This is a genomic window from Streptomyces termitum (assembly GCF_014650175.1).
GTDB classification, from domain to species: domain Bacteria; phylum Actinomycetota; class Actinomycetes; order Streptomycetales; family Streptomycetaceae; genus Streptomyces; species Streptomyces termitum.
This window is the reverse complement of record NZ_BMUL01000016.1, coordinates 80,788-105,055: the sequence shown is the minus strand read 5'-3', so window position 1 is coordinate 105,055 and position 24,268 is coordinate 80,788. Positions and strand designations below refer to the sequence as shown.

21 protein-coding genes are annotated in these 24,268 nt (G+C 73.6%); 9 read left to right on the top strand and 12 right to left on the bottom strand.

Annotated features, from left to right (window positions below; translation table 11 throughout):
• The first annotated feature begins 176 nt into the window (after window positions 1–176).
• A complete protein-coding gene (locus IE219_RS25680; protein ID WP_189981646.1) occupies window positions 177–1,796 on the top strand; it encodes a protein kinase domain-containing protein in 1,620 nt (539 codons plus the stop codon).
• Between the two features lie 21 nt (window positions 1,797–1,817).
• Here the strand turns inward: IE219_RS25680 and IE219_RS25675 are convergent, their stop codons facing one another.
• From IE219_RS25675 to IE219_RS25665, 3 genes are all read right to left on the bottom strand, one after another.
• A complete protein-coding gene (locus IE219_RS25675; protein ID WP_189981644.1) occupies window positions 1,818–2,849 on the bottom strand; it encodes a phosphotransferase in 1,032 nt (343 codons plus the stop codon).
• A gap of 15 nt (window positions 2,850–2,864) precedes the next feature.
• Window positions 2,865–3,296 (bottom strand): pyridoxamine 5'-phosphate oxidase family protein, encoded by a 432-nt coding sequence (locus IE219_RS25670; protein WP_189981642.1) that lies wholly within the window; start codon window positions 3,294–3,296, stop codon window positions 2,865–2,867.
• Between the two features lie 109 nt (window positions 3,297–3,405).
• Entirely contained in the window at window positions 3,406–4,065 is a 660-nt protein-coding gene (locus IE219_RS25665) for a response regulator (protein WP_189981640.1), read from the bottom strand.
• A 363-nt stretch (window positions 4,066–4,428) separates the two neighbouring features.
• On the opposite strand from IE219_RS25665, the gene pdhA reads away from it, so the two are divergent.
• Genes pdhA through IE219_RS25650 form a run of 3 tightly spaced genes read left to right on the top strand, consistent with a single transcriptional unit; the run spans window position 4,429 to window position 8,007 of the window.
• Window positions 4,429–5,607 carry a pyruvate dehydrogenase (acetyl-transferring) E1 component subunit alpha gene (gene pdhA / locus IE219_RS25660; protein ID WP_189981638.1) on the top strand — a complete coding sequence of 393 codons (1,179 nt, stop codon included), beginning with the start codon at window positions 4,429–4,431 and terminating at the stop codon, window positions 5,605–5,607.
• Between the two features lie 2 nt (window positions 5,608–5,609).
• Complete coding sequence (locus tag IE219_RS25655) at window positions 5,610–6,590, top strand: alpha-ketoacid dehydrogenase subunit beta (protein WP_189981635.1); 981 nt, start codon at window positions 5,610–5,612, stop codon at window positions 6,588–6,590.
• 13 nt (window positions 6,591–6,603) lie between these two features.
• Window positions 6,604–8,007: a dihydrolipoamide acetyltransferase family protein gene (locus tag IE219_RS25650; protein WP_189981633.1), complete on the top strand. Its 1,404-nt coding sequence runs from the start codon at window positions 6,604–6,606 to the stop codon at window positions 8,005–8,007.
• A gap of 3 nt (window positions 8,008–8,010) precedes the next feature.
• Here the strand turns inward: IE219_RS25650 and IE219_RS25645 are convergent, their stop codons facing one another.
• Window positions 8,011–9,156 (bottom strand): hypothetical protein, encoded by a 1,146-nt coding sequence (locus IE219_RS25645; RefSeq protein WP_189981631.1) that lies wholly within the window; start codon window positions 9,154–9,156, stop codon window positions 8,011–8,013.
• Window positions 9,153–9,854: a hypothetical protein gene (locus tag IE219_RS25640; protein ID WP_189981629.1), complete on the bottom strand. Its 702-nt coding sequence runs from the start codon at window positions 9,852–9,854 to the stop codon at window positions 9,153–9,155. Before IE219_RS25640 ends, IE219_RS25645 begins: the two co-directional genes overlap by 4 nt.
• A gap of 396 nt (window positions 9,855–10,250) precedes the next feature.
• Here IE219_RS25640 and IE219_RS25635 point away from each other — a divergent pair, with 396 nt between their 5' ends.
• Window positions 10,251–10,925: a GntR family transcriptional regulator gene (locus tag IE219_RS25635; protein WP_189981626.1), complete on the top strand. Its 675-nt coding sequence runs from the start codon at window positions 10,251–10,253 to the stop codon at window positions 10,923–10,925.
• Entirely contained in the window at window positions 10,922–12,235 is a 1,314-nt protein-coding gene (locus tag IE219_RS25630) for an MFS transporter (protein WP_189981624.1), read from the top strand. The genes IE219_RS25635 and IE219_RS25630 overlap by 4 nt, the downstream gene beginning before the upstream one ends.
• Before the next feature lie 43 nt (window positions 12,236–12,278).
• Here IE219_RS25630 and IE219_RS25625 read toward each other — a convergent pair whose 3' ends face one another.
• Window positions 12,279–13,106 carry a maleylpyruvate isomerase family mycothiol-dependent enzyme gene (locus tag IE219_RS25625; protein WP_189981622.1) on the bottom strand — a complete coding sequence of 276 codons (828 nt, stop codon included), beginning with the start codon at window positions 13,104–13,106 and terminating at the stop codon, window positions 12,279–12,281.
• A 163-nt stretch (window positions 13,107–13,269) separates the two neighbouring features.
• Here IE219_RS25625 and IE219_RS25620 point away from each other — a divergent pair, with 163 nt between their 5' ends.
• Together IE219_RS25620 and IE219_RS25615 are read left to right on the top strand one after the other, a co-directional pair.
• Complete coding sequence (locus IE219_RS25620; RefSeq protein ID WP_189981620.1) at window positions 13,270–14,079, top strand: carbon-nitrogen family hydrolase; 810 nt, start codon at window positions 13,270–13,272, stop codon at window positions 14,077–14,079.
• 147 nt (window positions 14,080–14,226) lie between these two features.
• Window positions 14,227–15,441, top strand: a complete 1,215-nt coding sequence (locus IE219_RS25615; protein ID WP_189981618.1) for a trans-sulfuration enzyme family protein — start codon at window positions 14,227–14,229, stop codon at window positions 15,439–15,441.
• Between the two features lie 25 nt (window positions 15,442–15,466).
• On the opposite strand, the gene IE219_RS25610 is transcribed toward IE219_RS25615, so the two are convergent.
• Genes IE219_RS25610 through IE219_RS32335 form a run of 3 tightly spaced genes read right to left on the bottom strand, consistent with a single transcriptional unit; the run spans window position 15,467 to window position 18,337 of the window.
• Complete coding sequence (locus IE219_RS25610; RefSeq protein WP_189981616.1) at window positions 15,467–15,952, bottom strand: LURP-one-related/scramblase family protein; 486 nt, start codon at window positions 15,950–15,952, stop codon at window positions 15,467–15,469.
• Between the two features lie 48 nt (window positions 15,953–16,000).
• Window positions 16,001–16,750 carry a bestrophin-like domain gene (locus IE219_RS25605; RefSeq protein WP_189981614.1) on the bottom strand — a complete coding sequence of 250 codons (750 nt, stop codon included), beginning with the start codon at window positions 16,748–16,750 and terminating at the stop codon, window positions 16,001–16,003.
• Between the two features lie 3 nt (window positions 16,751–16,753).
• The gene (locus IE219_RS32335; RefSeq protein WP_189981612.1) at window positions 16,754–18,337 is read right to left on the bottom strand and encodes a hypothetical protein; all 1,584 of its coding nucleotides are present in this window, start codon (window positions 18,335–18,337) and stop codon (window positions 16,754–16,756) included.
• A gap of 227 nt (window positions 18,338–18,564) precedes the next feature.
• Here IE219_RS32335 and IE219_RS25595 point away from each other — a divergent pair, with 227 nt between their 5' ends.
• Window positions 18,565–20,382 carry an NHL domain-containing thioredoxin family protein gene (locus IE219_RS25595; protein WP_189981609.1) on the top strand — a complete coding sequence of 606 codons (1,818 nt, stop codon included), beginning with the start codon at window positions 18,565–18,567 and terminating at the stop codon, window positions 20,380–20,382.
• Between the two features lie 19 nt (window positions 20,383–20,401).
• Here the strand turns inward: IE219_RS25595 and IE219_RS25590 are convergent, their stop codons facing one another.
• From IE219_RS25590 to IE219_RS25580, 3 genes are all read right to left on the bottom strand, one after another.
• On the bottom strand, window positions 20,402–20,746 hold the full coding sequence (locus IE219_RS25590) for a hypothetical protein (RefSeq protein WP_189981607.1): 345 nt from the start codon (window positions 20,744–20,746) through the stop codon (window positions 20,402–20,404).
• A gap of 68 nt (window positions 20,747–20,814) precedes the next feature.
• Window positions 20,815–22,122, bottom strand: coding sequence for a M18 family aminopeptidase (locus tag IE219_RS25585; RefSeq protein WP_189981605.1), 1,308 nt, complete (start codon window positions 22,120–22,122; stop codon window positions 20,815–20,817).
• A gap of 189 nt (window positions 22,123–22,311) precedes the next feature.
• A complete protein-coding gene (locus IE219_RS25580; RefSeq protein ID WP_189981603.1) occupies window positions 22,312–24,138 on the bottom strand; it encodes an acyl-CoA dehydrogenase in 1,827 nt (608 codons plus the stop codon).
• Window positions 24,139–24,268 lie beyond the last annotated feature (130 nt).

The following is a 24,268-nucleotide window of genomic DNA, read 5'->3' as shown; positions in this document are numbered from 1 at the left end:
CGTTCCGTGACCCTCCGCACAGCCGACGGAGGGGAAGGGAGGGAGGAAACTCACGGAATTTGCACAGGTGTACGGGGGAAGGGGCGCACGCTCCGTCATCGCGGACCGTGATGTCGCACGGAGCCTGTAGCGTGACGACTGGACACACGGCACGGAACAGACGACGGCGAGGACTCATGGAACCCGGATCCGAGGCAGGGGGCGGTGTGCCGGGCGCTGCCGGGGAATCGTGGGGAGTCGGCCGCGTCGTCGGCGAGGGCCGCTACCGCCTGACGCACCGTCTGGGACGCGGCGGCATGGCCGAGGTCTTCGCCGCCGAGGACGTGCGCCTGGGCCGCACGGTGGCGGTGAAGCTGCTCCGTTCCGACCTGGCCGAGGACCCCGTCTCCAAGGCCCGCTTCACGCGCGAGGCGCAGTCCGTCGCCGGGCTCAACCACCACGCGATCGTGGCGGTGTACGACTCCGGCGAGGACCTGGTGGACGGCCGTCCGGTGCCGTACATCGTGATGGAGCTGGTCGAGGGCCGCACCATCCGCGACCTGCTGATCGGCACCGAGGCGCCGGGCCCCGAGCAGGCACTCATGATCGTCTCCGGTGTCCTGGAGGCGCTGGCCTACTCGCACCAGCACGGCATCGTGCACCGCGACATCAAGCCGGCCAACGTGATCATCACCAACACCGGCGCGGTGAAGGTCATGGACTTCGGCATCGCCCGCGCGCTGCACGGCGCGCAGGCGACCATGACGCAGACCGGCATGGTCATGGGCACCCCGCAGTACCTCTCCCCGGAGCAGGCGCTCGGCAAGGCCGTCGACCACCGCTCCGACCTGTACGCGACCGGCTGCCTGCTCTACGAACTGCTCGCGCTGCGGCCGCCCTTCACGGGTGAGACGCCGCTGTCGGTGGTCTACCAGCACGTGCAGGACACGGCCGTGCCGCCGTCCGAGGTCCGCGGCTCCACCCCGCCGGAGCTGGACGGCCTGGTGATGCGCTCGCTGGCGAAGGAGCCGGACGACCGCTTCCAGAGCGCCGAGGAGATGCGCGGGCTGATCCAGTACGGCCTGGAGATGCTCCGGCAGCAGGGCGGGCACACCGGCACCTGGAGCACCGGTCCGGTCGCCGTCCACGAGGGCGGTCACACGCCCGCCGCCGGCATGACCGCCACGACCGCGATGGGGCACCCGCCGCTCGGCGAGACCGCCCAGGGCCGTCTCGTCCCGCTGCCCAACCCCGAGGACGGCGGTTACGGCGGGTACGGCGGCTACGACGACGGCACGGGCGGCACCGGTGGCACCGGCGGCTACGCGACCGCCGGGGGCGGCGGCCGGGGCAACCGGAACCGGATGGTGCTCTTCGCCGCGCTCGCGCTGGTCGCGATCGTCGCCGGCATCGTCTACGCGGTCCAGATGGCCGGCAAGGACGACGACAAGGACGGCCCGGTCACCACGCCGACCAGCCCGACGAAGACCTCGGCCCCGGCCACGGAGGAGCCCCCGCCGTCCGAGGAGCCGTCCGGCGACCACAGCGAGGATCCGACCGACGGCGGCGGTGGCACCACGCAGCGGCCGTGGACGCCGACCTACCGGCCGACGACGCCCCCGCCGACCACCTCGACGCCCACCACGGCGCCGACGGCGACGGACGAGCCCACCACCGACCCGACCGACACGGGCGAGCCGACCACGACGCCGACGACGGGCGGCGGCCAGCCCACGGGGCCGGAGTCCCCCGAGGGCCCGACCGGCGGCGGTGGCGGCACGCCGAGCCCCGGCGCGGCGGGCAGCACCAACGGATGATCCCGGCCCGGGGCCGGCCCGTCAGGACGCGAAGGCGTCCCGGACGGCGTCGTACTCCCGGGTCCACCACACGGCCAGGGCCGACACCGCGGGGAACTGCGGGTCGGCCCTGCGGTCGTTCAGCTGGTAGCGCCAGCGCAGCGTCCAGAAGTCGTTGAGCCGCTCCCACCAGACGCGGTGCGCGGCGGCGGCCAGCTCCGTGCCGTCGGCGCCGGAGGCCCGCCGGTACGCGCGCGCGTACGCGCGGGTCTTCGCCAGGTCGAGCACGCCGTCCGGGCGGACGAAGAAGATCGCGGCGGCCCGCACGGCCTCCTCGGCCCGGGGGCGGACGCCGAGGCGGTCCCAGTCGATGATCGCGGCCGGTTCGGCGCCCCGGTACAGCAGGTTCAGCGGATGGAAGTCGCCGTGCACCCAGCCGGCCGTGGCGGGCGCCGGGGGGCGCCGGTGGCCGTGCCGTTCGAGGAGCCGGCGGCGTTCGCGGAGGCGGTGCTCGGCGAGTAACTCGAAGCTGCCCCGGGGGCGGTGGGCGCGGACCAGCCGGAGCAGCTCCTCGATGAGCGCGAAGGTGTCCTCGGGGCGGGCGCTGTCGTGCCGGTCGCCGTCGGTCCTGCCGCCGGGCGGCGGGGGCTCCATGACCCGGTCCAGGCCGGTGTGGACCCGGCCGAGGAGGGCGCCGAGGCGGCGCGAGCCGCCGGGGGTGAGCTGGGCGCCGTCGCGGTGCCGGCCCTCGACCCAGGGGTGCAGCGCGTAGCAGCGCCCGCCGATGACGGCGACGGTCCGGCCGCGGCTGTCGGCCAGCGGCGGGGCCACCGGCAGGCCGAGGGCGTGCAGCCGGTGGGTGGCCCGGTGCTGGCGGGTGATGGTGTCCCGGTCGGCGGTGGGGGCGTCGAGGTGCTGTTTGAGGAAGTAGGAGCCCCGGGTGGTGGCGAGCCGATAGCCGCGGTTGAGCAGGCCCTCGGTGACGGGGACGCAGGCGAGGGGGTCGCCGGCGTGCGGATGACGGCGCAGCAGGGCACCGACGGGAGGCACGGGGTGAGCAGATGAGCGCGGCACTCCGCAGATGTTAGATCACGCTACGTGGTAAAGGTGTCGCTCTTCGGAATCCCCCGCCCGGGTGTACTCCAGGGTGTGCACGGTGACGAACTGGGGTTCGATCCGGAGGAAGACGGGCAGGAACGGTTCACCGTCCACGGCCGCAGGCTCGGGGCCGAACGCGGCCCGCTCGGCCGCCGTCGGCTCGACGATCTCGGCGGTGCCGGTGAACTGCACGGACCACAGCGACGTGCCCTCGGCGTCGAAGTCGTCCGCCTCGTAGGCGACGACGCTGCCGTGGCACGCCTGGTGGTGGCCGAGGCCCTCGTGCATCCGGATCAGCACGCTGCCGCCGGACACGACGTGCCGGGCGGGCGCGACGAAGGGCATCGCCCGCATGCTCGCGGCGACCCGGCCGTACGTCACGCGGCCGAGCAGTTCGATGGCGCGGATCTCCTCGGTGGACATGCCTCCACTGTCCGCCCCCGGACCCCGCCGGGAAAAGGGGCCCCGGCCCCGTCCTCACGGGGCCTTAGGTCCCGACGACCGCCCGGCCGGGAGGCCCGGGCCGGGCGGCTCAGCGCCGTTCGGCCTGCATCCGCGCCACGTACGCCGCGGCCTGCGAGCGCCGCTCCATGCCCAGCTTCGACAGCAGACTGGAGACGTAGTTCTTGATGGTCTTCTCGGCCAGGTGCAGCCGCTCGCCGATGGCCCGGTTGGTCATGCCCTCGCCGATCAGGTCGAGGATCCGGCGCTCCTGGTCGGTCAGGTGGGCCAGCTTGTCGTCGCGCTTCGGGTTGTTCCCGTCGCGCAGCCGCTCCAGGACCCGCGCCGTCGCCACCGGGTCCAGCAGCGACTTCCCGGCCGCCACGTCCCGCACCGCGTTCAGCAGCTCGTTGCCCCTGATGGCCTTGAGGACGTACCCCGAGGCCCCGGCCATGATCGCGTCGAAGAGCGCCTCGTCGTCCGCGTAGGACGTGAGCATCAGGCACTTGATCGACTCGTCCTGGGAACGGACCTCCCGGCACACCTCGACCCCGCTGCCGTCCGGCAGCCGCACGTCGAGCACGGCCACGTCGGGCCGGGTCGCGGGGATCCTGACCAGGGCGTCCGCGGCGGTCCCGGCCTCCCCGACCACCTCGATGTCGTCCTCCACGGAGAGCAGCTCGTGGACGCCGCGCCGGACGACTTCGTGGTCATCCAGCAGAAAAACCCGGATTTTTCCTTCTTCGCGCACGCAGCCAGTCTCACATATTGGCTCTTCCGGTGCCCGGGGTGCGCGGGTTACGGTGCCGGATGTTCCGACGACGGTGTCGGGCCGTTGCCCACGCGCTGACCAGGGCGTGCTCCCGCTTTTCTCGATTTACTTGGAAATCCAAGCAAAATCGCAGGTCAAGTGGGTTTCGCGGGAATGCCGCGCAATGGGTAACGTGCCTGTGACGGCGCTCGCCGGGACACCTGTCACGCCGACCCCGGCCGCGTCGCACCCACCCCGTGCGCAGGGTACGGATAAGGCGGAGAGCCTCCCCTTGCCTTCGGCAGGGGCGACCCCAGGCCCTACCGGCGAACCCGGGGGCCGGACCGACGGAGGAGCACGCACGTGACCGTGGAGAGCACTGCCGCGCGCAAGACGACGCGACGCAGCAGCGGCGCCAAGCGCACCGGCGCAAGCACCGGTGCCAAGAAGACCGCCCAGGCCAAGCCGGGAGAGCCCGAGCTCGTCCAGCTGCTGACGCCCGCAGGAGAGCGCGTCCAGCACCCCGACTACGACATCGACCTGAGCGCCGAGGAGCTGCGCGGCCTCTACCGCGACATGGTCCTCACCCGCCGCTTCGACGCAGAGGCCACCGCTCTCCAGCGCCAGGGCGAGCTGGGCCTGTGGGCCTCGCTGCTCGGCCAGGAGGCCGCCCAGATCGGCTCGGGCCGCGCGCTGCGCGACGACGACTACGTCTTCCCGACCTACCGCGAGCACGGCGTGGCCTGGTGCCGCGGCGTCGACCCGACGAACCTGCTGGGCATGTTCCGCGGCGTGAACAACGGCGGCTGGGACCCCAACAGCAACAACTTCCACCTGTACACGATCGTCCTCGGCTCGCAGACCCTGCACGCCACCGGCTACGCCATGGGCGTCGCCAAGGACGGCGCGGACTCCGCCGTGCTCGCCTACTTCGGCGACGGCGCCTCCAGCCAGGGCGACGTCAACGAGTCCTTCGTCTTCTCCGCGGTCTACAACGCCCCGGTCGTCTTCTTCTGCCAGAACAACCAGTGGGCGATCTCCGAGCCCATCGAGAAGCAGACCCGCGTCCCGCTCTACCAGCGCGCCCAGGGCTTCGGCTTCCCCGGCGTCCGCGTCGACGGCAACGACGTCCTCGCCTGCCTGGCCGTGACCCGCTGGGCCCTGGAGCGCGCCCGCCGCGGCGAGGGCCCCACGCTCATCGAGGCGTTCACCTACCGGATGGCCGCCCACACCACCTCCGACGACCCGACCCGCTACCGCCGGGACGCGGAGCGCGAGGAGTGGGAGGCGAAGGACCCGATCCTGCGCCTGAAGGCGTACCTGGAGAACGAGGGCCACGCCGACGCGGCCTTCTTCGAGGAGCTGGAGGCCGAGAGCGAGGCGCTCGGCAAGCACGTCCGCGAGGTCGTCCGCGCCATGCCCGTCCCGGACCACATGGCGATGTTCGACAACGTGTACGCGGACGGGCACGCGCTCGTCGACGAGGAGCGCGCGGAGTTCGCCGCGTACCAGGCGTCCTTCGCGGACGGAGAGGCCGAGTAATCATGGCTGTTCAGAAGCTCCCCCTCGCGAAGGCGCTCAACGAGTCGCTGCGCACCGCCCTGGAGAACGACCCCAAGGTTGTCGTCATGGGCCTCGACGTCGGCAAGCTCGGCGGCGTCTTCCGCATCACCGACGGCCTCCAGAAGGACTTCGGCGAGGACCGGGTCATCGACACCCCGCTCGCCGAGTCCGGCATCGTCGGCACCGCGATCGGCCTCGCGCTGCGCGGCTACCGGCCCGTCGTGGAGATCCAGTTCGACGGCTTCGTCTTCCCGGCGTACGACCAGATCGTCACCCAGCTCGCCAAGATGCGCGCCCGGTCGCTCGGCACCGTGAAGATGCCGGTCGTCATCCGCATCCCGTACGGCGGCGGCATCGGCGCCGTCGAGCACCACTCCGAGTCCCCCGAGTCGCTCTTCGCGCACGTCGCGGGCCTCAAGGTGGTCACCCCGGCCAACTCCTCCGACGCCTACTGGATGCTCCAGCAGGCGATCCTGAGCGACGACCCGGTCATCTTCTTCGAGCCCAAGCGGCGCTACTGGGACAAGGGCGAGGTCGACACCGAGGCCCTCCCCGGCGAGCTGCACCGGGCCCGCGTCGCCCGCGAGGGCACCGACCTCACCCTGGTGGCCTACGGCCCGATGGTGAAGACCTGCCTGGAGGCGGCCGCGGCCGCCGCCGAGGAGGGCAAGTCGGTCGAGGTCGTGGACCTGCGCTCGATCTCCCCGCTGGACTTCGACACCATCCAGACCTCGGTGGAGAAGACCGGCCGGCTGGTCGTCGTCCACGAGGCGCCGGTGTTCTTCGGCTCCGGCGCGGAGATCGCCGCCCGGATCACCGAGCGCTGCTTCTACCACCTGGAGGCCCCCGTCCTGCGGGTCGGCGGCTACCACGCGCCGTACCCGCCGGCGCGCCTGGAGGAGGAGTACCTGCCGGGTCTTGACCGCGTGCTCGACGCCGTCGACCGCTCGCTGGCGTACTGAGGAGAGCACGACCATGACGATCCGCGAATTCAAGATGCCCGACGTGGGCGAGGGCCTCACCGAGGCCGAGATCCTCAAGTGGTACGTCCAGCCCGGTGACGCCGTCACCGACGGGCAGGTCGTCTGCGAGGTCGAGACGGCGAAGGCCGCCGTGGAACTGCCGATCCCCTTCGACGGCACCGTCCACGCGCTCCTCTTCCCCGAGGGCACCACGGTCGACGTCGGCCAGGTCATCATCTCGGTGAACGTCGGCGGGGACGCCCCCGCCGAGACCCCGGCGCCGGCCGCGCCGGCCCCCGCCCCCGAGGCGGCGGCCGAGGCGGAGCCGGAGGGCCGCCAGCCGGTCCTCGTCGGCTACGGGGTGGCCGCGAGCTCCACCAAGCGCCGGTCCCGCCGCCCGGCGGGCCCCGCGCCCGAGGCCGCCGTCCCCGCTCCCGCTCCCGTGCCCGTCTCCGTGCCCGGGCAGCTGAACGGGCACGGTCCCGCGGCCGGCGCGTCCCGGCCGCTGGCCAAGCCGCCGGTGCGCAAGCTCGCCAAGGACCTCGGCGTGGACCTGGCGTCGGTCGTCCCGACCGGCCCGGACGGCGTCATCACCCGCGAGGACGTGCACAAGGCGGCGGCCCCCGTCGCCGAGACGGTCCCGGCCCCCGCCCCGGCCCCCGCTCCGGCGGCCCCCGCCGCACCGGCCGTCCAGGCGGCCCCGGCCGCGCCGGACGCCCGGGAGACCCGGGTGCCGATCAAGGGTGTCCGGAAGGCCACGGCGGCGGCGATGGTCGGCTCGGCCTTCACCGCCCCGCACGTCACCGAGTTCGTGACCTTCGACATCACGCGCACGATGAAGCTGGTCGAGGAGCTCAAGTCCGACAAGGACATGGCGGGTCTGCGGATCAACCCGCTGCTCCTCATCGCCAAGGCCGTCCTGGTCGCCGTCCGGCGCAACCCGGAGATCAACGCGGCCTGGGACGAGGCGGCGCAGGAGATCGTCCTCAAGCACTACGTGAACCTGGGCATCGCCGCGGCCACCCCGCGCGGTCTGATCGTGCCGAACATCAAGGACGCGCACGCCCAGACCCTGCCGGAGCTGTCCCGCTCCCTGAGCGAACTGGTCGCCACCGCCCGCGAGGGCAGGACGACCCCGGCGGCCATGCAGGGCGGCACCTTCACCATCACCAACGTCGGCGTCTTCGGCGTCGACACCGGTACGCCGATCCTCAACCCGGGCGAGTCCGCGATCCTCGCGGTCGGCGCGATCAAGCTCCAGCCCTGGGTCCACAAGGGCAAGGTGAAGCCGCGTCAGGTCACCACGCTGGCCCTCTCCTTCGACCACCGCCTGGTCGACGGCGAACTCGGCTCCAAGTTCCTCGCCGACATCGCCGCGATCCTGGAACAGCCGAAGCGCCTCATGACCTGGGCGTGACGCTCAGGAGGACGTGACGTCCTCCGTGACCGTTTCACGTGAAACATCCGGCCGGACACCATCCGGCCGGATGTTCCGTTTCCGGGCGGCGGAGACCCGGCCGGCCGCCCAGGAGCACAGCGCCAGGAAGATCCCGGCGACCGGTGCCCCCAGCAGGCTGTGCTCCAGGGACGCGGGGGGCAGCAGCAGTTCGTGGAGGGTCTCGGGCCGCACCGGGAGCCGCTGCCCCGCCAGCACCCCCGCCTCCGCCACCCCGCCGTACACGAACGCGCCCAGGACGTACGCGCTCCACCCGATCAGCAGCGCGGAGGCGGGCCCGGTGCGGACCCCGTCCAGGGCGCGCAGCACGAAGAAGGGGAGGGCGAAGGCCAGCAGGAAGCCCTGCGCGGCGTAGAGGCGGGCGTAGAACAGGAAGATGCCCGACAGCGAGTACGGGGCGTTCCCCGGCGCGGGCGGGAAGGCCGCCCCGTCGAGGAGGCCACGGCCTAGGGACGGCACCAGGAACAGCAGCAGCACGGCGGCGCAGGACGCGGCGCAGGTGACGCCGATCCGCCGCCACAGGGTCTCCATCGGGCCGCGCATGAACAGGAACAGGGCCCGGGGCAGGGCGCGGAGGTCCGTCGGCACGTCCGGGGACGGGTCGGGCTTCCAGACGGCGAAGGCGGCCACGGCCCCGAGGGTGCCCAGCACCATCGCGTGCGCCGAGGACGCCTGTGCGGACCACAGGAGCTGGGTCAGCGAGGCGTCCCGCCGCGCCGCGTCCGTGACCAGGGCGGGAAGCTCCAGCGCGTACAGCGCCAGCAGATGGGCCACCGGGGCGAGGAAGGGCAGGGACCAGCAGAACAGCACCGCCCGCACCGACGGCCGGGCCGCACGGACCGCCAGCGCCCGCGCGCCCAGCACCAGCACCCCGGTGAACAGGACCGCCCACAGCGCCTCGTGCAGGAACGCGGCGGCGCCCGTCCGGCCGCCGTACAGCAGGGTCGGCGAGACCAGCAGGAAGCGGAGCTTGTCCAGCGGCTCGCTGACCGGGCCGACGCGGCCGATCTCGTCCGCCCACCGGATCTGCGCGGGCAGCGCGCTCAGCACCACCCCGGCCAGCACCCCGTACGGCGCCGCCCGCACGAACCGGCCGCGCCGGGCGCTCACCGGGCCGTCCCGGTCGCCCGCAGCGGCTGCCCGCCGTTGTCGATCCGGTCGGTGTGATCGGCCTTCCCGTCCCACCAGGTGACCGTGGCGATCCAGCGGGTGTCGTAGCGCAGGGTGCGTCCGGTCAGGAAGAAGGAGTAGACGCTGTCGCGGCCCACCTGGACCGGCAGCGAGATCGGGTCGCCCAGCTTCTTCCGCGCCTCGCGCGCCGCGGCCTGGGTCGGGCTGTTCTGGAGGTACGAGACCGACACCGGCCGGTTCAGCGGCAGTTCGTCGAGGTCGACCACGAGGAACTCCGGCGGATCGTCCGCGCCGCAGCCGCCGGACTGCATCGCCTTGCCCGGCACGGGCGCGTCCCGGCCGGTCACGGTGATGGAGATGTCCCGGACGACGACCGCGTCGTCGACGGTGCCGCGGGCGAGGACCCCCGCCACGACGGAGCCGGAGCGGAGGATGCGGCCCTCCTTCTCCCAGCGGAGGTACTGGCCGTCCTGAGCCGTCTTGAACCCCTCCTCCAGTCCCTCGTTGCCGGGGGTGAGGAGCCAGGGAGTGGTGCAGGGGCTCCGCTCCACGCGCACGCTCAGCGCGAGCGGCCGTTCGGGGAAGAGCGCGGCCCAGGCCGACTGCGCGAGCGGGAAGAGGAAGGCCAGCGCGGTGACGACGAAGGCGTACAGGGCGATCCGGTCGGTGGTGCTCATCCGTGCGTGCCGCGCCCGTGCCGACGCCCACCCCCGCCGCACCGCGGACGTCCGTCGCACGGGCGCGGCGGCGGGCTCCGGCGCGGCGGCGGTCGTGGCCGCCGCCAGAGCGGTCGTCGTCGCGGGCACCGGCGAGGTCGTGGCCGCGGGTTGTGCCGGCACGGCCGCCGACGGGGCGGCTCCGGCCGTTCCGGCGGCTCGTGTTCCGGACGTCTCCGTGACCGTCGGCTCCGCCGCCGTCCGCGCGTCGTCGGTCTCCGCCATGACCGGGTCCCCCTCCCGTCGTGGGGTCCGCCCGCGCGGACCCGGCGAGCAGCATAGGGGAACCCCGGAGCGGCCCGTCCGCATCGTGGACAGGGCTGCCTTTCGCATCTCTGTTGTATCTATGCTGTGCGCATGCCATCACCAGCTCCCTCTCCCGCGGTTCCCGCCGCCAAGCAGCCGCCCGCCGCCGACCGGGTCTACCGGCACGTCAAGCAGGCCGTGCTCGACCGGCGTTACGAGGGGGGCACGCTGCTCACCGAGGGAGAGCTGGCGCAGGCCGTGGGGGTGTCGCGGACGCCCGTGCGGGAGGCGCTGCTCAAGCTGGAGATGGAAGGGCTGCTGAAGCTCTACCCCAAGAAGGGCGCGCTCGTCCTCGCCGTATCCGCGCAGGAGATCGCCGACGTGGTCGAGACCCGGCTGCTGGTCGAGGAGTTCGCGGTACGGCGAGCGGTGCCCGCGCCGCCCGCGCTCGTGGAGCGCCTGGAGGAGCTGCTGGAGGAGCAGAAGCGGCGGGCCGGGGCCGGGGACCTCGGCGAGGTGGCCGTCACGGACCGCTGCTTCCACGCCGAGATCGTCCGCTACGCGGGCAACCAGATCCTCTCCCGGCTCTACGACCAGCTCCGCGACCGGCAGTTGCGGATGGGCGTCGCCGTCATGCAGGCGCACCCCGACCGGGTCGCGCAGAACATCGCCGAGCACGCCGAGATCCTCGACCGGCTGAAAGCCGGCGACGAGGAGGGCGCCGCCGCCGCGGTCCGCCGCCACCTGGGCCGCGTCGGCGGCCTGGTCCGGGGTGAGGGCCGATGAGCCGCGACGGCTACGGCTCCGCCGTCACCCTCCCCGGCGACCCGCCCGGCGGCCGGCGCGCCGCCCTGGTGTGGGGCGTCGGCGTCGGCGTCTACTTCGTCGCCGTCATCTTCCGCACCTCGCTCGGCGTCGCCGGGCTCGACGCTGCCGACCGCTTCCACGTGGGCGCCTCCGCCCTCTCCACCTTCTCCATACTCCAGCTGCTGGTCTACGCGGGCATGCAGATACCCGTCGGCCTCATGGTCGACCGGCTCGGCACGAAGAAGGTCCTCACCCTCGGCGTGGTCCTCTTCACCCTCGGCCAGCTGGGCTTCGCGCTCTCCCCGTCGTACGGCATGGCGCTCGCCTCCCGCGCCCTCCTGGGCTGCGGCGACGCCATGACCTTCATCAGCGTCCTGCGGCTCGGCAGCCGCTGGTTCCCGGCCCGCCAAGGCCCCTTCATCGGCCAGATCGCCGGCCTCCTCGGCATGGCGGGCAACCTGGTCTCGACGGTCTTCCTCTCCCGCGCCCTGCACGGCCTGGGCTGGACGACGACCTTCGTGGGCAGCTCCCTCGCCGGCGTCGTCGTCCTGGTCCTGCTGCTCGTCTTCCTCAAGGACCACCCGGAGGGGTACGAGCCCGCCCCGGTGCGGCACGCGGGCGCCGCCTTCGTCCGCCGCCAGATCGCCGCGTCCTGGCGCGAGCCCGGTACCCGGCTCGGCCTGTGGGTGCACTTCACCACCCAGTTCCCGGCGATGGTCTTCCTGCTGCTGTGGGGCCTGCCGTTCCTGGTGGAGGCGCAGGGCCTCTCCCGGGGCACCGCCGGCGAGCTGCTGACCCTGGTCGTCGTCTCCAACATGGCCGTCGGCCTGGTCTACGGCCAGATCGTCGCCCGGCACGGCGCCGCCCGCGCCCCGCTCGCCCTCGGCACCGTCGCCGCCACTGCCCTGGTGTGGGGCGCGACCCTCGCCCACCCGGGCGCGCACGCGCCGATGTGGCTGCTCGTCACCCTCTGCCTGGTCCTGGGGGCCTGCGGTCCCGCCTCCATGATCGGCTTCGACTTCGCGCGCCCGGCGAACCCGCCGGAGCGCCAGGGCACCGCCTCCGGCATCGTCAACATGGGCGGCTTCGTCGCCTCGATGACCACCCTGCTCGCCGTCGGCGTCCTCCTCGACGCGACGGGCGGCGACTACCGGATCGCGTTCTCCTCGGTCTTCGTCCTCGAAGCCCTCGGCGTCGCGCAGATCCTCCGCCTCAAGTCCCGCACCCACCGGCGCGAGCGGGAGCGGCTGGTCGCCAGCCGCGTCGAGGCCGTCCACGTGCCGGTGTGACGGCCGGCCCCGGCCCCGGCCCCGACCCTGGCGCGGGCCGGGGTCAGCCCGGCGTCACCGCGAAGCGGGCGAGGATCGCGGCGGCCAGCTCCGGGTCGCCCTCGGTCTTGATCCGGTCCTCCGCCTCGTCCGGCCGGATCCGCCCGCAGGCCAGCCGGGAGTACGTCTCCCAGTCCGTCGCCAGGGTCACGGCCGGGCCCAGCGACGGCGCCCCGTCGATCGTGCCCCGCCCCTCGGAGTCCACCCGCACGGTCCGCAGGAACTCCACCGGGCCGGTCACGTCCACCACGACCGCCGAGTTCGCCGGCGCGCCCGCGTCCTTGGCGACGACCTTCGGCAGCGCCTCCAGGAGCAGGTCCCGCACCACGTACGCGCCCGGGGAGTCGAGGTTCCCCGGGACGCCCAGCGCGGCCCGCAGGTCCTGCTCGTGCACCCAGGTGTCGAAGGCCCGCAGCCGGTAGCCCTGCTCCAGGGTCTGCTCGGTGCTCAGCGGCGCCCGGATGACGTGGTCGGGGGAGCGGGTCTCGTTGCGGAGCTGACGGGCCCGGCGGATCAGGATGTACTCCAGCTCCGAGGTCATCTCCGGCGCCGTGTGGTGCCGGCGGACGTCGACCTGCACCTCCATGTAGCGGGCGAAGTCGCCGCGCACGTGGTAGAGGTCGCGGGGGAGGGAGTGGATCGGCCGGGGGTCGCCGAGCATCTCCGTCTCCATGCCGATCACGTGGGAGACGATGTCGCGCACCGACCAGCCCGGACACGGGGTCGCCCGGTTCCACTCGCCCTCGACGAGCGGCTGCACCAGCTCGGCTATCGCTTCGATGGAATGGGTCCAGGCGTCGGCGTAGTTCTGGAGGCTGGGATGGACGGTCACGGGACCCCTCGACGTTCTTCGGTGCGGGCTGAAAACACGACTGGGCGACAGTGGAATGGGAGGCTCGATCGCTAAGTTACGCTCCCCGGGAGCACCCCGGCAGTGCTTTCGTGTGACGATCGTAGGCCGGTGTTGACGGCTTGAACGCCAGGACGGTGGTAGTGTGCGCGCCTCGCTGATCCAGATCGCGGTAGACCCGGACGAACCGGTCGCCGAACGCCGGGCCCGGGCGGCCCGGCTCGTACGGGAGGAGAGGGGCGCCGCCGACCTCGTCGTCCTCCCCGAACTGTGGCCCGTGGGCGCCTTCGCGGCCGACCTCTTCGCCGCCGAGTCCGAGCCGCTGCACGGCCCCACCTACGAGGCGATGGCCGCCGCCGCCCGGGACGCCGAGGTCTGGCTGCACGCCGGTTCCTTCGTCGAGGCGGCGGGCGGCTCCCTCTACAACACCTCGCTGGTCTTCTCCCCCGACGGGGAGCTGGCCGCCTCCTACCGGAAGATCCACCGCTTCGGCTTCGACCAGGGCGAGGCGGTGCTGATGGCGGCGGGCGAGGACCTGGTGACCGTGGACCTGCCGAGGCTCACCGTCGGCGTCGGCACCTGCTACGACCTCCGCTTCCCGGAGCTGTTCCGGGGCCTGGTCGACGCGGGCGCGCAGGCGTTCGTGGTGCCCGCGGGCTGGCCGGCCCGGCGCCTCGGCCACTGGACCCTGCTGGCCCGCGCCCGCGCCGTCGAGAACCAGGCGTACGTCCTGGCCTGCGGCACGGCGGGCACCCACGCGGGCGTCGAGCAGGCCGGCCACTCGCTGGTCGTCGACCCCTGGGGCGAGGTCCTGGCGGAGGCGGGCCCGGGGGAGGAGGTCCTGCGCGTCGTCCTGGACCCGTCGAAGCCCGCCGAGATCCGCGAACAGTTCCCCGCCCTCAAAGACCGCCTCCTCGGCATCGCGGCCCCCCGCCGCCCCCACCCGTCCCGCTGAGCCCCCGCCCGGCCCGGGGGACCGCTCCCGGGCCCGGCCCGACACGGCGGCCGGGCGGGGGACGGCCGGGGCCCGGTTCCCCGAGGGATGCCAAGGAAACGCGATTGGCCCTGTCGGGGCGGCCGGGTCCGTTCCGAGACTGGCCCCATGAGCAGCAGCGACAGCCACCGCGCCCCCGCCGATCCCGCCCTGCGCGCCGAGACCCTCGCCGTCCACCCGCCCCGGGTCGAGGTCACCGGCAGCACGCCGCTCGGGGTCCCGCTCCACCAGGGCCACGTCTTCACCTTCGCGTCCGCCGACGCCCTCGCCGCGTCCATGGACTCCGGCGACTCCTTCCTCTACAGCCGCATGGGCAACCCGACCGTCCGCACCCTGGAGGAGGCGGTGGCCCGACTGGAGGGCGGCGCCGTCGCGATCTCCTTCGCGTCGGGGATGGGCGCGATCAACGCGGTGCTGTTCGGCCTGCTGTCGGGCGGCGGCCACGTCGTCGCCCAGCGCTGCCTGTACGGCGGCACGTACGCGGTCCTCGCCGACCTCGCGGACCGCTGGGGCGTCGAGGTCTCGTACGTCTCCGGCACCGACCCGGACGAGGTCGCCGCCGCCCTGCGGCCCACCACCCGCCTGCTCTACCTGGAGACCGTCGCCAACCCGACCACCCGCGTCTCCGACATCCCGGCGCTCGCCGCCGTCGCCCGCGCGGCCGGCGTTCCGGTCGCCGTCGACAACACCTTCGCCTCCCCGCTGCTGTGCCGTCCGCTCGCGCTCGGCGCCGACCTCGTCGTCCACTCGGCGACCAAGTACCTCTCCGGCCACGCGGACGTCCTCGGCGGCGTCGTGGTCGGCGACGACCCGGAGCTGCTGGGCAGGCTGCGCCACTTCGCCGTCGAACTGGGCGCCTCCACCGACCCCTTCGCCGCCTGGCTGACGCTGCGCGGGATGCAGACGCTGGCGCTGCGGATGGAGCGCCACTGCGCCTCCGCCGCCGTGCTCGCGGCCCGCCTCGCGGACCATCCGGCGGTCGCCGCCGTCCGCTACCCCGGTCTCGCGGGCCACCCGGACGAGGAGATCGCCCGGCGGCTGCTGCCCGACGGCGCGGGCGGGGTGGTCTCGCTCGACCTCGCGGGCGGCCGGGAGGCCGGCCGGACCTTCGTCGAGGCGGTCCGGCTGGCCTCCCTGTCGGTCTCGCTCGGGGACGTGAAGACCCTGGTCATGCACCCGGCCTCCACCTCGCACCGGCAGCTCGACGCGGCGGCCCTGGCCGCGGCCGGCATCGGCCCCGGCACGGTCCGCCTCTCGGTCGGCATCGAGCACGTCGAGGACCTGTGGGCGGACCTGGACCAGGCCCTCGCCAAGGTCCTCTAGGGCGCCGGAAACGCCCCGGGCCCCTTCAGTCCTCCCGTTCCGCCATCCGGATCACGCACACGGCCACCGCGATCAGCAGGGCCGCGTCGGCGTCCTCCCGGACGACATCCACCGCGTAGGTGTCGCGGACGCGGAACCAGCGGCGGGAGATGTGGGCGAGGAGTTCGCCGTCGTACTCGACGGCGAACTCCCGGTCCAGAATGCGCCCGCTGACGTCCAGTTCGGTCCCGTCGACCAGCACCACCCGGTAGTGGTTGCGCAGCAGCGAGAGCCGCTTGCGGCGCACGGTCGCGAGGGTCCGCTCGTCCCGCTCGATCGTCATGGTGTCGCGCAGGCTGAAGAACTTCTCCCGCAGCGTGATGAGCACCCGCCCGTCCGGGTCCTTCAACTCCAGGGTGTCGCGCAGCCGCAGCGCCTTGCCGTCGGCGAGGAAGGCGTGGCGGCCGTGCTCGTCCTCGATCCAGTAGTCGTCACCGATCGCGAAGATCTTGTCCCGTACGAGGTATTTCATGGTGAATGTCTACCGTGCGGCTTCCGGTGTTTCACGTGAAACACCGCCTCACGTGAAGTAGCGGGTGAAGGCGTCCGCGTTCGTCCCGAGCACCGTCCCGAAGGGCGCGTCGAGTTGGTGGATCAGCAGCACGGTGAAGGCGATGAACCCGGCCAGCCCCATCACCATCACCACATGGGTGGTGCTGCGCTTGATCCCGAAGAGGAACATGAAGGCGAGGGTGAGCAGACCGCCGATGATCAGGCCGGCCCACAGCACCGGTGACAGGCTCTCCTGCGCGGCGGCCTCCCGGCTGCGCCGGGCGTCGTCCACGTAACCGAGCTGGGCCAGCACCTCCTGGGCGGCGATCTGCTGCGAGACGGTGGCGGTGTCGCCGACCTCGCCGGCCTGCCGGAGCCGTTCGAGGAGCTCCCAGCCGGACGGGCCGAGCGGCTGCCGGGCCTCCATCAGCGGCCACTCGTCCGCGACGACGTGGTCGGCGTACGTCCGGGCCGCCTCCCGCAGCGGTTCGCGCCGGTCCTCGGGGAGCGCGTCGGCGAGCAGGTACGTCTGGTGGAGGGCGCTCGCCTCGGCCTGCACGTGGTCGGAGGCGGCGGACCGGGTGTCCCAGACGGAGACCAGGCAGAGGCCGAGGACGATCGCGTAGAGGACGGAGACCATCATGGCGATGTACTCCGCGACGTCCTCGCGCTCGTCGTCGTCCTCGGCGGCGGGGAAGAGACGGGTCTTGAGGACGACGGAGAGGGCGCCGAGGAGGGCGACGCCGCCGACGACGACGAGGGTTTCGATCAGGTCCACGGGTCAGGTCCTCCGGTTCCCGAGCAGCGCGGCGGCGAGGGCCGCGGGCACGAGGATGAGCAGCAGCATCATGACGACCGACATGTCGTCGGCCTCGCGGGCCCGCCGCCGCAGCCGGCGGACGAACCCCTCCCCGTCGGTGGTGGCGGCCCGGTGCGCGGCCTCGGTCGGCGCCGTCCCGGGCGACTCGCCCTCCCGCCCCCCGCTCCCGGTTCCGGTTCCGGTGCCGGTGCCGGTGCCGGTTCCGCTCCCCGACCCGGTCCCTTCCCCGGCCCCGGTTCCGCTCCCCGACCCGGTTCCGGTTCCGTTCCCCGCCCCTGTTCCGTTCCCCGTTCCGGCCCCTTCTCCGGCTCCTTCTCCGTTCCCGCTCCCCGCTCCGGTTGCTGCTCCGGTTGCCGCTCCCGCCCCGGTCCCCGCGCCTTCTCCGGCCCCCTGACCGGTGGCCAGGTCCGCGCCCGGGCCGGTCCCGGTCCCCGGCGCGGCCTCCACCAGCCCCTCGCCGGCCTCCCCGGTGACGCGTCCCGGTCCGGCCCCGAGGCCCGCCTCCGCCCCCGGCACGAGGCCGAACGCGGGAGGCCCGACGGGCAGCACCCCCGGAGCGGCCGGCGGCGCGCCCCCGGCCCCGGCGGCGGCCCCGGCACTCGGAGCCGTACCTCCTCCGGACGCGGTGGACCCACCGGGCACGGCGGCGCCACCGGGCGTGGTGGACCCACCGGGCGGCGTCGATCCGCCCGGTGGGCGGGGTGCGGGGACGGCGAAGGAGGCGCGGGCGCGGGCGGTGAGGAGCGGGGCGGGGAGTCGACGGCCCCCGGGGGCGTAGGTCTCGGTCCGGTCGGTCCCGGTGGCGAGCCCGGTGCTGCGGTGGACGCCCGGCGGGCGCCGTACCGTCGCGGTGCAGCGCGCGGTGGTGCCCGGGGCGAGCAGGGGCACGGTCCCGGCCCGTCCGCCGCACTGCACGCCCCGGCCGGTGAGGCCCAGGCCGGGGTCGGTGACGCGGACGTCGTGGAGCGGGCGGTTGCCCCGGTTGGCGACGGTGTACGTGACGACGGCGGTGCCCGTCCGGCCGGTGAGGACCGCGCGTTCGGCGAGGGTCAGGGCCCCGGCGACGCCCGCGTATCCGGAGTGGGCGGTGGCGGTGAGGGTCCGGCCCAGGGAGGGCACACCGCCCTCGGCGCGGGCGGTGGCCCGGTGGGTGCCGGGGGCGGCCCGGAAGCGGGCGACGCACTCCATCACGGAGAGCGCGGCGAGCGGCCGGCCGGGGCAGCGGACGGCGCCGGCGGGGACGGCCGGGTCGTGCACCCGGACCCCGTACAGCCCGGCCTCGCCCCGGTTCTCCAGCCGGTACCGCTTCACGACCTCGGCCCCGGCCCGGACGGCGGGCAGGCGTGCGGAGCCGGCGGCGAGGGTGTTGACGGTGACGGTCATCCGCAGGGCCCTGTCCCCCACCCCGCCGGCCCGCGCCGTGCTCCCCAGGGCGAGGAGGAGGCCGGGCAGGGCGAGCAGCCCGACGAGGAGCCCGGTCCCCGCGCGCGCGGCCCGCCTCCCCCGGAAGCGGGAGTAGTCCGATGATCTGCCCGCATGCGTCATGCGTCCCATGCCACCGTCCGCGCCGCCGACCCGCCCGCCCGGGACACGCGGACACCCCCCACCCGGCCCCACCGATCCACCCGTACGCCCCCGCCCCACCCCTCCCCCGGAGAAGCCCCCGCGCCCCGGAGCCCCGTGCCCCGGGAACCCCCCCGCCGGGAAGGCCCCTCCCATCAGGGACGTACTCCCGTGACGGCCCGTTCACGGCCGGGTGGCAAGCTGGAGGGATGAGCGATGCCGTCCCGGCGCCCACCCCCGCGCCCGCCCCCCGCCCCCGTGCCCGTGTCCGTGCCCCCGAGCTGATCGGCAAGGGCGGCTGGCTCAACACGGGCGGCGACGCCCTCACCCTCGCCGACCTGCGCGGCAAGATCGTCCTTCTCGACTTCTGGACCTTCTGCTGCATCAACTGCCTGCACGTCCTGGACGAGCTGCGCGAGCTGGAGGAGGAGCACCGCGACACGCTCGTCGTCGTCGGCGTGCACTCGCCGAAGTTCGTGCACGAGGCCGAGCACCGGGCGGTCGTCGACGCCGTCGAGCGGTACGAGGTCCACCACCCGGTCCTCGACGACCCGGAGCTGGCGACCTGGAAGCAGTACGCGGTCCGGGCCTGGCCGACGCTGGTCGTGATCGACCCCGAGGGGTACGTCGTCGCCCAGCACGCGGGCGAGGGCCACGCCAACGCGCTGCGGACCCTCGTCGAGGAGCTGGAGGCCGAGCACGCGGCCAAGGGCACGCTGCGGCGCGGCGACGGCCCGTACGTGCCGCCGGAGCCGGTCGCCACCGACCTCCGCTTCCCCGGCAAGGCGCTCGCCCTCCCCGGCGGCACCTTCCTGGTCTCCGACACCACCCGCCACCAGCTCGTCGAGCTGGCCGCCGACGGGGAGACCGTGGTGCGCCGGATCGGCGCCGAGGGCGAGCTGCGCGAGCCGCAGGGCCTGGCACCGCTGCCGGACGGCACGGTCGTCGTCGCGGACACCGTCCACCACGCGCTGTGCCGCTTCGACCCGGCGACGGGCGCGCTGGAGCGGATCGCGGGCACCGGCCGCCAGTGGTGGCAGGGCTCCCCGACCTCGGGCCCGGCGCTGGAGGTCGACCTCTCCTCGCCGTGGGACGTGGCCTGGTGGCGGGGGAAGGTGTGGATCGCGATGGCCGGCGTCCACCAGATCTGGACGTACGACCCGGAGACCGGGACCGTCGGGGTCGCGGCCGGCACCACCAACGAGGGCCTGGTCGACGGTCCCGGCGCGGAGGCGTGGTTCGCGCAGCCGTCCGGGCTGGCCGCGGCCGGGGACCGGCTGTGGGTCGCCGACTCGGAGACCAGCGCGCTGCGCTGGATCGACGCCGACGGCGCCGTGCACACGGCCGTCGGCACCGGCCTCTTCGACTTCGGGCACCGCGACGGCGAGGCCGGGCAGGCCCTCTTCCAGCACCCGCTGGGCGTGACGGCGCTGCCGGACGGCTCGGTCGCCGTCTCCGACACGTACAACCACGCGCTGCGCCGCTACGACCCGGCCACCGGCGAGGTCACCACCCTCGCCACCGATCTGCGCGAGCCCAGCGACGCCGTGGTGGACGGCGGGGAGATCGTGGTCGTGGAGTCGGCCCGGCACCGGCTGACCCGGCTGCGGCTGCCCGAGGAGGCCGTGCGGGTGGAGGCGGTGGCGCACCGCACCCGGCGCGAGGCGACCGAGGTGGCGCCCGGCGCCTTCCGCCTGGACGTCGTCTTCCGCGCCCCGACGGGCCAGAAGCTGGACGAGCGGTACGGTCCCTCGACCCGGCTCCTTGTCTCCTCGACCCCGCCGGAGCTGCTGCTGTCCGGCGAGGGCACGGGCACGGACCTCTTCCGCGACCTGGAGCTGAACCCGGAGCTGGCCGAGGGCGTCCTGCACGTCTCCGCGATGGCCGCGTCCTGCGACGACGACCCGGCCAACGCATATCCGGCCTGCCACGTCCACCAGCAGGACTGGGGCGTCCCGGTGAAGCTGACGGACACGGGCGCCTCCCGCCTCCCGCTGATCCTCGCGGGACTGGACGAGTCCGCCTGAGGCGGAGGCGGGCGGAGGCTCAGCGGATGAGCCCCTGATTCCTGGACGGGTGCCCGGCGGCCCCGTCCAGGCAGCCCTCCACCCAGGCGGCCGGGTCGTGGACGGCCCGGTCGCCGCCCATCCCGTCGCGCTCCATGCGGGCGCACTCCCCGGCGAGCAGCGAGCGGGTCCGCGAGCCGTCCGTGTCGTAGCCGCGGATGCGGGAGGCCAGGATGTAGCCGCCCTCGTAGGCGATGTCGGTGCCCCACGGCGGCCGTTCGTCGTACGCGTCGATCAGCAGCCCCGCCCCGGTGAGGACGAGGAGCGCGGCGGTGACGGCGAGCGGGACGAACGTCCGCGGGGGCGGTCCCTCATGACGGTGCATGGGGACGACGCTGCCAGGCGGGGCCTTTCGCGGATGTTTCGCGCGCGGGCCCCGCCCGGAAACCGTTCTCAGCCCTCCAGGAACGCGACCAGGGCGTTGGCGAGGAGGTAGGGGTCCTCGGCGCCGCACAGCTCGCGGGCGCTGTGCATGGAGAGGATCGCCACGCCGATGTCGACGGTGGTGATGCCGTGGCGGGCGGCGGTGATGGGGCCGATCGTGGTGCCGCAGGGCATGTCGTTGTTGGAGACGAACGACTGCCACGGCACGCCGGCCTTCTCGCAGGCGGCGGAGAAGATCGCGCGGCCGGTGCCGTCGGTGGCGTACCGCTGGTTGACGTTGACCTTGAGGATCGGGCCGCCGTTGACGCGCGGGTGGTGGGTCGGGTCGTGCCGCTCCGCGTAGTTGGGGTGGACGGCGTGGCCGGTGTCGGAGGAGAGGCAGACCGTGCCGGCGAAGGCGCGGGCGCGGTCCTCGTAGGAGCCGCCGCGGGCGTAGACGGAGCGCTCCAGGACGGTGCCGAGGAGGGGGCCCTGGGCGCCGGTGTCGGCCTCGGAGCCGTTCTCCTCGTGGTCGAAGGCGGCGAGGACCGGGATGTACGGCAGGTCGGCGCGGCCGGCGACGGCGGTGAGGGCGGCGACGGCGGCGTGCACGGACAGCAGGTTGTCCATGCGCGGGCCGGCGACGAGCTCGCGGTCGCGGCCGAGGTAGGCGGGGGCGTCGACGGCGTGGACCATCAGGTCCCAGCCGGCCACGTCCTCGGCGTCCACGCCGGCCTCCTCGGCGACGAACGCGATCAGGTCGCCCTCGTGGACCTCGCCGGTGCCCCACACGGGCTGCATGTGGCGCTGCCGGTCGAGCTTGAGGCCGTCGTTGACGCCCCGGTCGAGGTGGATGGCGAGCTGCGGGACGCGCAGCAGCGGCCGGTCGACATTGACGAGCCGGTGCTCGCCGTCGCGGAGGGTGAGCCGGCCGGCGAGGCCGAGGTCGCGGTCGAGCCAGGTGTTGAGGAGGGTGCCGCCGTAGACCTCCACGGCGATCTGCCGCCAGCCCTGCGCGCCCATGTCGGGCTGCGGCTTGACGCGCAGGTTGGGGGAGTCGGTGTGGGCGCCGACGATGCGGTACGGGGTGTGGGCGCCGGCGCCCTCGGGGACGTACCAGGCGATGATCGCGCCGCCGCGGGTGACGAACTTCCCGCCGCTGGTCCCGTCCCACGCCGCGGTCTCCTCGACGCGGCGGAAGCCCGCCTTCTCCAGCCGCTCGGCGGCGTTGGCCACCGCGTGGTACGGCGAGGGGGAGGCGGCGAGGAAGGACATCAGGTCATCGGTGTGCTCGCGGCCGAAGGGAGCGGACGCGGGGCGGGAGGCTGCGCTGGTCATGAGCCCACCTTACGGGGGTGCCCCGCGGCCTCCCGGGGCCGGTGACCCCTGGTCACCCCTGGTCACCCCGGTCGGGCCGGGCCCGGGGGAGCCGCTCGGACGCCCCGGCCCCGGCGCGGGCCGCGCACGAAGGAGCGCGGCCCGCCCCCCTCCCCGGGGACGGGCCGCGCGGGTGTGGACGGGGGCCCGTTAGAAGGCGGCCTCGTCCAGGTCCATCAGCGAGCCGTCGACGGCCTCGGCGAGGGCGCGCTCGGCGGAGACGCCGGGCAGGACGCCGGCGGCGAAGAACTTCGCGGCCGCGATCTTGCCCTGGTAGAAGGCGGTGTCCTTGCCGGCGCCGGTCTCCAGCTTCTCGGCGGCGACGGCGGCACCGCGCAGCAGCAGGTAGCCGACGACGACGTCGCCCGAGGCCATCAGCAGGCGGGTGGTGTTGAGGCCGACCTTGTAGATGTTCTTGACGTCCTCGCCGGTGGCGGTGAGGTCGGTGATCATCTTGCCGACGATGGCCTCCAGGTCGACGGCCGCCTTGGCGAGCGCGTCGCGGGCGCCAGCCAGCTCCTCGCCGCCGGTGCCGACCGCGAGGAACTTCTTGATCTCCTCGGAGAGGGTGTTCAGCGCGGCGCCCTGGTCGCGGACGATCTTCCGGAAGAAGAAGTCCTGGCCCTGGATGGCGGTGGTGCCCTCGTAGAGGGTGTCGATCTTGGAGTCCCGGATGTACTGCTCGATCGGGTACTCCTGGAGGAAGCCGGAGCCGCCGAAGGTCTGGAGCGACTGCGCGAGCTGCTCGTAGCCCTTCTCGGAGCCGTAGCCCTTGACGATCGGCAGGAGCAGGTCGTTGAGGCCGTGCAGCGCCTTGGCGTCCTCGCCGGCGGCCTCCGCGAGCTGGATGGAGTCCTGGACGGAGGCGGTGTAGAGGACGAGGGAGCGCATGCCCTCGGCGTACGCCTTCTGCGTCATCAGGGAGCGGCGCACGTCGGGGTGGTGGGTGATGGTGACCTTGGGCGCGGCCTTGTCCATGAAGTCGGCCAGGTCGGTGCCCTGGACGCGCTCCTTGGCGTACTCCAGGGCGTTGAGGTAGCCCGTGGAGAGGGTGGAGATCGCCTTCGTGCCGACCATCATGCGGGCGAACTCGATGATGAGGAACATCTGGCGGATGCCGTCGTGCTTGTCGCCGATGAGCCAGCCCTTGGCGGGGTGCTTGTCGCCGAAGGTCATCTCGCACGTGTTGGACGCCTTGAGGCCCATCTTGTGCTCGACGTTGGTGGCGTAGACGCCGTTGCGCTCGCCCAGCTCGCCGGTCTCCCAGTCGAACTCGTACTTGGGGACGAGGAAGAGGGAGAGGCCCTTGGTGCCGGGGCCGGCGCCCTCGGGGCGGGCGAGGACGTAGTGGAGGATGTTCTCCTCCATGTCGTGCTCACCGCTGGTGATGAAGCGCTTGACGCCCTCGATGTGCCAGGAGCCGTCCTCCTGCCGGACCGCCTTGGTGCGGCCGGCGCCGACGTCGGAGCCCGCGTCGGGCTCGGTGAGGACCATGGTGGAGCCCCAGCGGCGCTCGACGGCGATCCGCGCGGCGTTCTTCTGCTGCTCGTTGCCCTCGTTGAAGAGGATGCCGGCGAAGGCGGGGCCGGAGGAGTACATCCAGATGGCCGGGTTGGAGCCGAGGAGGAGTTCGGCGTAGGCCCAGATGAGGGAGCGCGGCGAGACGGTGCCGCCGATCTCCTCGGGGATGCCCAGGCGCCAGTACTCGGACTCCATGAACGCGTCGTACGAGGCCTTGAAGGTGGCCGGGACCGGGGCCGTGTTGGTCTCCGGGTCGAAGACCGGCGGGTTGCGGTCGGCGTCGGCGAAGGACGCGGCCAGCTCGTTCTCGGCGAGACGGCGGATCTCGTCGAGGATGCTCTGGGCGGTCTCGACGTCCATCTCCTCGAACGGACCGGTGCCGTACACCTTGTCGCGGCCGAGCACCTCGAAGAGGTTGAACTCGATGTCGCGGAGATTCGACTTGTAGTGCCCCATGGCGACGGCTCCGTAAGGATCGGGGAGGGGGTTCCTCGTACGGGTACTGCGGGTGCGGAGAACCGTTCGCTACTCATGAGTAGCTCACCGTTCCCCACGATGATGCTACCCACGGGTAATAAGGGCAACC